The organism is Plantactinospora sp. A48, from assembly GCF_055793945.1.
This window is the reverse complement of record NZ_JBTIXF010000108.1, coordinates 1-10,651: the sequence shown is the minus strand read 5'-3', so window position 1 is coordinate 10,651 and position 10,651 is coordinate 1. Positions and strand designations below refer to the sequence as shown.

Annotated in this window: 8 protein-coding genes; all 8 read left to right on the top strand. The window is 69.2% G+C overall.

Annotated features, from left to right (window positions below):
* The first annotated feature begins 124 nt into the window (after nt 1-124).
* The 8 genes from araB to ACXN5W_RS29745 all read left to right on the top strand — a co-directional run bounded on the left by araB (nt 125) and on the right by ACXN5W_RS29745 (nt 10,578).
* Nucleotides 125-1,810: a ribulokinase gene (araB, locus tag ACXN5W_RS29780; protein WP_473161710.1), complete on the top strand. Its 1,686-nt coding sequence runs from the start codon at nt 125-127 to the stop codon at nt 1,808-1,810.
* Entirely contained in the window at nt 1,807-2,499 is a 693-nt protein-coding gene (locus tag ACXN5W_RS29775) for an L-ribulose-5-phosphate 4-epimerase (RefSeq protein WP_473161709.1), read from the top strand. Before araB ends, ACXN5W_RS29775 begins: the two co-directional genes overlap by 4 nt.
* Nucleotides 2,500-2,717: 218 nt before the next feature.
* Complete coding sequence (locus ACXN5W_RS29770; RefSeq protein ID WP_473161711.1) at nt 2,718-3,647, top strand: ABC transporter substrate-binding protein; 930 nt, start codon at nt 2,718-2,720, stop codon at nt 3,645-3,647.
* A gap of 179 nt (nt 3,648-3,826) precedes the next feature.
* Nucleotides 3,827-5,371 (top strand): sugar ABC transporter ATP-binding protein, encoded by a 1,545-nt coding sequence (locus ACXN5W_RS29765; protein WP_473161708.1) that lies wholly within the window; start codon nt 3,827-3,829, stop codon nt 5,369-5,371.
* Nucleotides 5,372-5,459: 88 nt separating this feature from the next.
* Nucleotides 5,460-6,530, top strand: coding sequence for an ABC transporter permease (locus tag ACXN5W_RS29760; RefSeq protein ID WP_473161707.1), 1,071 nt, complete (start codon nt 5,460-5,462; stop codon nt 6,528-6,530).
* Nucleotides 6,527-7,516: a galactofuranose ABC transporter, permease protein YjfF gene (gene yjfF / locus ACXN5W_RS29755; protein WP_473161706.1), complete on the top strand. Its 990-nt coding sequence runs from the start codon at nt 6,527-6,529 to the stop codon at nt 7,514-7,516. The genes ACXN5W_RS29760 and yjfF overlap by 4 nt, the downstream gene beginning before the upstream one ends.
* 26 nt (nt 7,517-7,542) lie before the next feature.
* Complete coding sequence (gene araA, locus ACXN5W_RS29750; protein ID WP_473161705.1) at nt 7,543-9,045, top strand: L-arabinose isomerase; 1,503 nt, start codon at nt 7,543-7,545, stop codon at nt 9,043-9,045.
* Nucleotides 9,046-9,591: 546 nt separating this feature from the next.
* On the top strand, nt 9,592-10,578 hold the full coding sequence (locus ACXN5W_RS29745) for a LacI family DNA-binding transcriptional regulator (RefSeq protein WP_473161704.1): 987 nt from the start codon (nt 9,592-9,594) through the stop codon (nt 10,576-10,578).
* Nucleotides 10,579-10,651 lie beyond the last annotated feature (73 nt).

The window sequence follows — 10,651 nt, the reverse complement described above, 5'->3', positions numbered from 1 at the left end:
TCCTCGCCCGGACGGCCGTCCCATCCGGGTCCGACCTCCGTTACGTACCTGTTGCCGGTGGATATCTTGACCTCTTCTATGTGAGCGCTAACACTGTTGGGTGGTCAATGGCGCGGAGGTGAAGATGAGCGATCTGGACGGGCCGGACGAGCGGTACGTCATCGGTGTCGACTACGGCACCCTGTCGGGGCGGGCTCTGGTGGTGCGGGTCGGTGACGGTGCCGAGTTGGGCACCGCGGTGTACGAGTACGCCCACGGGGTCATCGAGTCCACTCTTCCTTCGGGAGGTGGGCCGCTGCCCTCGGACTGGGCGTTGCAGGATCCCGAGGACTATCGCGACGTGCTGCGCTACGCCGTTCCGGCGGCGGTGGCCGACGCCGGGGTGGATCCGTCGCGGGTCATCGGCATCGCCACCGACTTCACCGCGTGCACGGTGCTGCCGACGCTCGCCGACGGCACCCCGCTGTGCGAGGTGCCGGACCTGCGCTCCAGACCGCACGCCTGGGTGAAGCTGTGGAAACACCACGCCGCCCAGTCGCACGCCGACCGGATCAACGCGCTGGCCCACGACCGGGGCGAGCCCTGGATCGGCCGGTACGGCGGCAAGATCTCGGCCGAGTGGCAGTTCGCCAAGGGACTGCAACTGCTCGAGGAGGACCCGGAGGTCTACCGGCGGGCCGAGCGGTTCATCGAGGCCGCCGACTGGATCGTCTGGCAGCTGTGCGGGGTGGAGAGCCGCAACATCTGCACGGCCGGCTACAAGGGCATCCGGCAGGACGGCCGGTACCCGTCGCCGGAGTTCCTGGCGGCGTTGAACCCGGACTTCACCGACTTCGTCGCGAAGCTGGACGGCCCGCTGATGGCGCTGGGGGATCGGGTCGGCTCGCTGACCGCCGAGGCCGCGGCCTGGACCGGGCTGCCGGAGGGGATCGCGGTGGCGGTCGGCAACGTCGACGCCCACGTCACCGCCGCGTCCGCCCAGGCGCTGGTACCCGGCCACCTCGTCGCGATCATGGGTACCTCGACCTGCCACGTGGTCAACGGCCCCGACCTGGTCGAGGTGCCCGGCATGTGTGGGGTGGTCGAGGGCGGCCTCAGTGCCGGCGCCTGGGGTTACGAGGCCGGCCAGAGCGGCGTCGGTGACATCTTCGGTTGGTTCGTCGAGCACTCGGCCCCGGCGGACCTCGCGTCGCACCAGCGGCTGTCGGAGCTGGCCGCGGCCCAACCGGTCGGGGCGCACGGGCTGATCGCCCTGGACTGGTGGAACGGCAACCGTTCGTTGCTGGTCAACCACGACCTCAGCGGCCTGATCGTGGGGATGACCCTGGCGACCCGCCCGCAGGACGTGTACCGGGCGCTGCTGGAGTCGACGGCGTACGGGACGCGCATGATCATCGAGGCGTTCGTCGAGTCGGGAGTGCCGATCACCGAACTGGTCATCGCGGGCGGTCTCACCGCCAACCGGCTGCTGATGCAGATCTACGCCGACGTGACGAACCGGCCGTTGAGCATCATCGGCTCGGCGCAGGGCCCGGCGCTGGGCTCGGCGATCCACGCCGCGGTGGCCGCCGGGGCCTATCCGGACATCTACCAGGCGTCGCAGGCGATGGGCCGGGTGGAGCGGGACGTGTACCACCCGGATCCCGAGCGGGCCCGCGCGTACGACGCCCTCTACGCGGAGTACCGGACCCTGCACGACCACTTCGGTCGGGGCGGCAACGACGTCATGCTCCGGCTGCGTGCCATTCGCAACGCCGCCGCCGATCAGGCCGCGGCGCAGGACAACGCCCCTCTGGAGGTTGTCGGATGAACGTCCGGTCGGATGACGAGATCTGGCGGTTGCGGGAGTCCGTCGCAGGACTGCACTCCGCACTGACCCGGTACGGTCTGGTCGCCTGGACCTCGGGCAACGTCTCCGCCCGGGTACCCGGGCGGGATCTCATGGTCATCAAACCGAGCGGGGTCGACTACGACGACCTCTCGGCGGACACCATGGTCGTCTGCGACCTGGACGGCGTGGTCGTGGCGGGGGAGCATTCGCCCTCCAGCGACACCGCCGCACACGCCTACGTGTACCGGGCCATGCCGGAGGTCGGCGGGGTCGTCCACACGCACAGCTCCTACGCCACCGCCTGGGCGGCCTGCGGTGAGGCGATCCCGTGTCACCTGACCGCGCAGGCCGACGAGTTCGGCGGGGAGATCCCGATCGGACCCTTCGCGCTGATCGGTGGCGACGACATCGGCAAGGGCATCGTCTCGACCCTGACCGGGCACCGCTCGCCCGCCGTGCTCATGCGCAACCACGGCGTCTTCACCATCGGCCGGAACGCCCGCGCGGCGGTGAAGGCGGCGGTGATGTGCGAGGACGTGGCCCGGACCGCGTACCTGGCCCGCACGCTCGGCCAGCCGGTGCCGATCGCACCCGCCGACATCGACGCCCTCTACGACCGCTACCAGAACGTCTACGGCCAGCGCCCCGCCTCCACGGCGAGTTCCTGACGGGCCGCCCACAGTCCCCGGGCCGCGTGACGGTCCGTGGCGCACCACCCCGACACGAATCGCACCACCATCGCCGTGCGTCGCGAATCCGGGCACCCGGCGTGCGGATCGGAAAAGTCCAACACCCCCGAGGAGTACCCGTGAGAAATCTCCGAGAGTTTTCGGCGTCGCGACGCACCGTCGCGACGCTTGCCGCCGCCGCCCTGCTCGCTGGCGGCATGGCCGCGTGCGGCAACAGCGACACCGGTGGCGGTGGAGCAAAGGACGACGGCAAGATCACCCTGGGCTTCTCCCAGGTTGGTGCCGAGAGTGGCTGGCGCACCGCGAACACGACCTCGATCAAGGAGGCCGCGGCCGCCGCCGGCATCGACCTCAAGTTCGACGACGCGCAGCAGAAGCAGGAGAACCAGATCAAGGCGATCCGCAACTTCATCCAGCAGAAGGTCGACGTGATCGCCTTCTCGCCGGTGGTGGAGTCGGGTTGGGACACCGTGCTCAAGGAGGCCAAGGACGCCGGTATCCCGGTGGTCCTGACCGACCGCGCGGTCGACTCGCAGGACAAGACCCTCTACAAGACCTTCCTCGGCTCGGACTTCGTCAAGGAGGGCAAGGCGGCGGGCGACTGGCTGGTGGAGAACACCAAGGACGCCACCGGCCAGGTGAACATCGTCCAGCTGGAGGGCACCACCGGTTCCGCTCCGGCCAACGACCGCACCAAGGGTTTCGCGGAGGCCATCGCCGCCAACCCCAAGCTGAAGATCATCGCCTCCCAGTCGGGTGACTTCAAGCGCGCGGACGGCAAGCAGGTCATGGAGCAGTTCCTCAAGGCCAACCCGAAGATCGACGTGCTGTTCGCGCAGAACGACGACATGGGTCTGGGTGCGCTTGAGGCGATCACGGCCGCCGGTAAGGTTCCCGGCAAGGACATCAAGATCATCACGATCGACGCGGTCCACGACGGCATGCAGGCCCTCGCGGACGGCAAGTTCAACTACATCGCCGAGTGCAACCCGCTGCTCGGGCCACAGCTGATGGAGCTGGTCAAGAAGGTGCACGCCGGCGAGGAGGTTCCGGCGCGGATCGAGACGATCGAGACCACCTTCACCCAGGACAAGGCGAAGACGGAACTGCCGAACCGCAAGTACTGACAGGTGCTGGGGGTCGCCGCGGAACGCGGCGGCCCCCATCCGTAACTCCCCGCCCCACCCCACGCCGACGCCCGGCCCGGACGGCCAAGCCGCCGCGGTCACCCGCCGAGGCCGGGCACCGGTTGATCGGGACGGTCGCGTGCCGCCCGACGGACGAAACTGAGGAAAGGTCTGGTGGGATGACGCAAAGCCATCCAGTCCTGACGATGACGGGAATCAGCAAGTCGTTCCCCGGGGTGCGGGCACTCCAGGACGTCGATCTGCGACTGCTGCCCGGCGAGGTACACGCCCTGATGGGCGAGAACGGCGCCGGCAAGTCCACCCTGATCAAGGTGCTGACCGGCGTGTACGGCATCGACAGCGGCACCATCACGCTGCGTGGCGAACAGGTCTCGTTCAGCGGTCCGATGGAGGCGTCGGCGGCCGGGGTGAGCACCGTCTACCAGGAGGTCAACCTCTGCGCGAACCTCTCGGTCGCGGAGAACATCTTCATCGGCCGGGAACCGCGTCGGTTCGGCGCGGTGCGCTGGGGCGAGATGCGGCGGCGGGCCCGTGCCCTGCTGGCCCGGCTGGACCTCGACATCGACGTCAACGCGCCGTTGGGCAGGTGTTCGTTGGCCATCCAGCAGATGGTCGCGATCGCTCGCGCCATCGACATCCAGGCCAGTGTGCTGGTCCTGGACGAGCCCACCTCGAGCCTCGACGCCGGCGAGGTGGCACAACTGTTCCGCATCATGCGGCAGCTGCGCGACGAGGGCATCGCGATCCTGTTCGTCACGCACTTCCTGGATCAGGTCTACGCCATCGCCGACCGGATCACGGTGCTGCGCAACGGGCGGCTGGTGGGCGAGTACCCGACCAGCGAACTGCCACAGCTCAGCCTGGTCGAGAAGATGATCGGCAAGGAGCTGGACGTGCTGGAGCAGCTCGACGAGCAGCACGCGCGCGACACCGCCGCCCTGGCCGGCAGCACCCCGTTCGTCGCGGCGCAGGGGCTCGGCCGCAAGGGCTCGGTGGCCCCGTTCGACCTGACCATCCATTCCGGCGAGGTCGTCGGCCTCGCCGGCCTGCTCGGCTCGGGCCGTACCGAGGTGGCCAGGTTGCTGTTCGGCGCGGACCGCGCGGACCACGGGAAGGTGTCCATCGGCGGCAGTCCCGTCCCGCTGCGCAACCCGGTCGCCGCCATCGACCGGGGGATCGGGTTCTGCTCCGAGAACCGTCGTTCGGAGGGCATCGTCCCCGAGCTGACCGTACGGGAGAACATCATCCTCGCGATGCAGGCGGCCCGCGGTTGGCTGCGGCCGATCAGCCGGCGCCGCCAGGACGAGCTGGCCGAGCGGTTCATCAAGGCGTTGAGCATCCGTCCGGCGAACCCGGACATGCCGGTGGGCAACCTGTCGGGTGGCAACCAGCAGAAGGTGCTGCTGGCGCGCTGGCTCATCACCGAGCCGCGACTGCTGATCCTCGACGAGCCCACCCGCGGCATCGACATCGGAGCCAAGACCGAGATCCAGAAGCTGGTCGTCCAGCTCTCCGACGGCGGGATGGCGGTGCTGTTCATCTCGGCCGAGCTGGACGAGGTGCTCCGGTTGAGCCACCGGATCGCGGTCATGCGGGACCGCGAGATGGTCACCCAGCTGACCAATGACGACACCGTCGATGCCGACCGGATCATGCAGACGATCGCCGGTGGGGCGGGGAACGACGAGAGGGCGCAGGTATGAGCGAGCGCAGCGAGCGAATCATGGGACGCGGCGCGGCGCAGCCGTTGGCTGGCGGACGCGGCGGGTCCGAGGGTGGCGGGGAGCTGTCATGACGGACCGAACCGGTCGCTTCACCGCACTGACCTCGCACCGGCTGTTCTGGCCGGTCGTCGTGCTCCTGGCGCTGATCGTCGCCAACACGATCTACCGTCCCGGGTTCCTGTCGATCCAGCTCAACCACGGGCAGCTTTACGGCAGCCTGATCGACATCCTCCGACTCAGCGCCCCGCTGATCCTCGTCGCCTTCGGGATGACACTGGTGATCTCCACCGGCGGCATCGACCTGTCGGTGGGTTCGGTCTGCGCCATCAGCGGCGCGGTCGCCTGCCTCTACATCAGCAAGCAGCCGGACCAGAACGGCGTGGCCGGCGTGCTGACCGCGCTGGTGCTGGCCTTCGGCCTGTCCCTGGTACTGGGTGCCTGGAACGGGATCCTGGTCGCGGTCATCGGGATCCAGCCGATCATCGCCACGCTGATCCTCATGGTGGCCGGCCGGGGCATCGCCCAGCTGATCACCGAGGGCCAGATCATCACGATCAACTCCGCCCCGTACAAGGCGATCGGGGTGGGCCACCTGCTGACCCTGCCGCTCGCGATCTTCATCGCGCTCGGGGCCGCCCTGCTGGTCGCGGCGGTGACCCGGCGGACGGCCCTTGGCATGATCATCGAGTCCGTCGGCGGCAACGCCCAGGCGAGCCGGCTGGCCGGCATCCGGTCCGGTCGCATCACCTTCCTGGTCTACGTGATCAGCGCGGCCTGCGCCGCGATCGCCGGCTTCATGATGACCGCGAACGTCGCCAGCGCCGACGGCAACTCCGCCGGTCTGTGGGTGGAGCTGGACGCGATTCTCGCGGTGGTCATCGGCGGCACCTCGCTGGCCGGTGGCCGGTTCTCCCTCGGCGGCACCATCCTCGGGGCGCTGATCATCCAGACCCTGACCACCACGGTGTACGCGATGAACATCTCGCCGCAGACGGCCCTGTTGTTCAAGGCGCTCGTCGTGATCGCCGTCTGCCTCATCCAGGCGCCCGCCTTCCGGGCCAAGTTCGCCCGCCGACGGCCCCGCCCCGCACCCCCCACCCCGGTGGCGGACGAACGAAAGGAACAGGTACCGGCATGACCGCCGCAGCACTCACCGCCGCCCGCAGCTGGGTCCGGCTGCCCCGCCGGCACGTGCCGGTGCTGACCACCCTGGCGTTGCTGCTCGTGCTGTACGGCATCGGCGTCTCCCAGTACCGAGCCTTCTCCAACGTCCAGGTGATCTTCAACGTCTTCATCGACAACGGGTTCCTGCTCGTCGTCGCCGTCGGGATGACGTTCGTGATCCTGACCGGCGGGATCGACCTGTCGGTCGGCTCGGTCGTCGCGATGACGGCGATGGTGTCGGCGTCGTTGCTGCACCACGGGACACCCGCGGGTCTGGTGCTGGTCATCGCGCTGCTCATCGGACCGACCATCGGACTGCTGATGGGCTGCGTGATCCAGTTCTTCGAGATCCAACCGTTCATCGTCACCCTCGCCGGGATGTTCTTCGCCCGGGGCATGTGCACGTTCATCAGCGGGGCGTCCATCCCGATCACCGACGGATTCTGGACGACCATGTCGCAGAAGCGGATCGGGGACCCGCGCGGCAACTTCGTGTCGATCAGCGTGCTCATCGCGTTCGCCGTGGTGCTCGTCGCCGCGTACGTGCTGGCCTACACCCGGCTCGGCCGCAACGTGTACGCGATCGGCGGCAGCGGGCAGTCGGCGCTGCTGATGGGTCTACCGGTGGCGCGGACCCGGATCGCCGTCTACACCATCAGCGGGCTGTGCTCGGCCATCGGCGGGATCCTGCTGTCCTTCTACACCCTCTCGGGCGCACCGCTCATCGCCATCGGAATGGAACTCGACGTGATCGCGGCCGTCGTGATCGGCGGCACGGTGCTGACCGGCGGCTCGGGATACATCTTCGGCACTGTGCTCGGCGTGCTGGTCCTGGGTGTGATCCAGACCCTCATCACCTTCGACGGCAGCCTGAACTCCTGGTGGACCAAGATCGTGATTGGAGGGCTGCTCTTCGCCTTCATCCTGCTCCAGCGCCTCATCGGCATCCGCTACAAGTGACCGATCAACTCGCGGAAGGCAACTCCATGGCAACGCACCCTGACCCCGAGGTCTGGTTTCTCACCGGAAGCCAGGCCATGTACGGCGAGGACACCCTTCGCCAGGTGGCCGACCAGTCCCGGCAGATCGCGACGGTGCTCGACGAGTCGCCGGACATCCCCGCCCGGGTCGTCTGGAAACCGGTCCTGACCACCAGCGCCGACATCCTGCGGGTCTGCCGGGAGGCCGCCGCGCAGGGCGCGGTCGGGGTGATCGCCTGGATGCACACCTTCTCACCCGCGAAGATGTGGATCGGTGGGCTGGACGCGCTGCAGACTCCGCTGCTGCACCTGCACACCCAGGCGAACGTCCTGCTGCCCTGGGACGAGATCGACATGGACTTCATGAACCTGAACCAGGCCGCCCACGGCGACCGGGAGTTCGGGTTCATCCAGACCCGCCTCGGGGTGGCCCGCAAGACCGTCGCGGGGCACGTCAGCGACCCCCGGGTCGTGGCCCGGGTCGGTGCCTGGACCCGGGCCGCCCTCGGCTGGTCGGCCATGCGGTCGCTGCGGTTGGCCCGGTTCGGCGACAACATGCGCGACGTGGCGGTGACCGAGGGGGACAAGGTCGAGGCGGAGCTGCGCTTCGGCGTCTCGGTCAACACCTACGGCGTCAACGATCTGGTCAAGGCCGTCAACGAGGTGTCCGACGCGCAGGTCGACGACCTGGTCAAGGAGTACGACGACAGCTACCGGCTCGCCCCGCAACTGCGTTCCGGCGGGGAGCGGCACGACTCGCTGCGCTACGCGGCACGGCAGGAGATCGGCCTGCGGTCCTTCCTGGACGAGGGCGGGTTCAAGGCGTTCACCACCAACTTCGAGGACCTCGGCGGCCTCCGCCAGCTGCCGGGTATCGCCGTGCAGCGGCTGATGGCCGACGGGTACGGGTTCGGTGGCGAGGGTGACTGGAAGACCTCCGTCCTGGTCCGGACCCTCAAGGCGATGGCCGTCGGTGTCCCGGGTGGCACGTCGTTCATGGAGGACTACACCTACGACCTCACCCCCGGTCGGGAACTGGTCCTCGGTGCGCACATGCTGGAGGTGTGTCCCACGATCGCCGCCGACGTGCCGAACGTGGAGATCCATCCGCTCAGCATCGGCGGGCGGGAGGACCCGGTCCGGCTGGTCTTCGACGCCCAGCCCGGCGCGGCGGTGGTGCTCGGCCTGGCGGACATGGGGGAGCGGTTCCGGCTCGTGGCCAACGAGATCGACGTGGTGCCGCCGCCGCAGCCGTTGCGGAGCCTCCCGGTGGCTCGGGCCGTCTGGCGGCCCCGCCCCGATCTGCCGACGTCGGCGGAGTCGTGGATCATCGCGGGCGCGCCGCACCACACGGTGCTGTCCCAGGCGGTCGGTGTGGAGGAACTGCGCGATCTCGCCGACATGGCCCGGACCGAGCTGGTCGTCATCGACGCCGACACCCGGACCCGCCGGTTCGCCGACGAGATCCGGTGGAACCAGGCGTACTACCGGCTCGCCCGGGGCTTCTGACCCCGCCGGTCGGTGTTCGTCGGAACGGGCGGCACCGGATCGAGCCGGCGCCGGCGGCATACCGCCGCTCGCGCCCGGTCCGGTGCCCCCTCCGGCCGGATCCGTCCGGTGCCCCCCGGCCGGTCCGCCGGATCCCGGGGCGGTTCTGATCGCCAGCGAATCGATTCGAAAGGACCCAAAGGCCAACGTCAATTTCTTGAGATGCTCGTCCGGGCCGGCCGGCCGGTCGGGGGCGGGTCTGGAGGTGAAGAATCATTACCAAACTGATCGGGATGACCGCCTCATGGGTTGACCCCGTCCCGAAACCCAGCGGTGGCCGTCAATCCGTTGTGTCGCGGAAATCGAACTTTGGCAGATCTAAACCTACTCTCGGCGGGTCATCGTACCTGGCGTACACTGTTGGAGATCTGGCGTTACCGACCCGGAACACCGGAGTGGGCACCGCGAGAGGTCATCGGGTAACCCAGGCCGCTCCAGTCGTCGTTGACGGGCCGCGGCGACCGACTGCCAGGCGGGGGGAGTGACATGACCGTGCGCGGTCCTGCGATGACCGACGTGGCGCGCCTCGCCGGAGTCTCCCATCAGACGGTTTCCCGGGTGCTCAACGGGCATCCCAACGTCCGCGAGCAGACCCGGCTGCGGGTCCAGGCGGCCATCGCCGAACTCGGCTACCGGCCCAACCGCGCGGCCCGGACGCTGGTCACCGGCCGGTCCCAGGTGATCGGTGTCGTCGCCCAGAACACCACCCTCTACGGTCCGGCCTCCCTGCTCGCCGCCCTGGAACAGACGGCCGCCGAGGAGGGTTTCGCCGTCAGCGTCGGCAGCGTGCGAAACCTGGACCATCGTTCGATCTCCGAGGTTGTCGAGCGGCACCTGGCGCACCGGGTCGCGGGCATCATCGTGATCGCACCGGTGGAGTCGGCCACCGAGGCGCTGGAACGCCTGCCCAACGACGTTCCGTTGGTGACCGTCGACGGGGACCCGTGTCAGCCGATGCCGCTGGTGACGGTCGACCAGGTGAGCGGGGCCAGGGAAGCCACCCGGCATCTGCTCGACGCCGGTCACCGTACCGTCTGGCACGTCTCCGGCCCGTCCGACTGGTTCGACAGTGCGGGCCGGATCGAGGGGTGGCGGGAGGCGTTGCTGGCCGCCGGGGCGGACCTGCCGCCGCTGATGCCGGCCGACTGGTCGGCCGCCTCCGGCTACCGGTGCGGGCAGGTGCTGGCCCGGATGCCGGAGGTCACCGCGGTGTTCACCGCCAACGACCATCTCGCGCTCGGCGTCCTGCGCGCACTGCACGAGTACGGCCGGCGGGTGCCGGAGGAGATCAGCCTGGTCGGCTTCGACGACGTGCCGGAGGCCGCGTTCTTCCTTCCGCCGCTGACCACCATCCGACCGGACTTCGACGCGGTGGCACGGGCCAGCCTCAACCTCCTGCTGGCCCAGATCGACTCCGGCGTCGGCGGTCCGCTGCGCCACACCGTCGCGCCGACCCTGGTCCGCCGGGAGAGCGTCGCGGCGCCGTCGCGTTGAGCTGAGAGCGGCGCGCCGTCCGGATCCATCGGAACTCCTGGGAGTCCGCGCCTGCCGCGGTTTCTCGGGCACG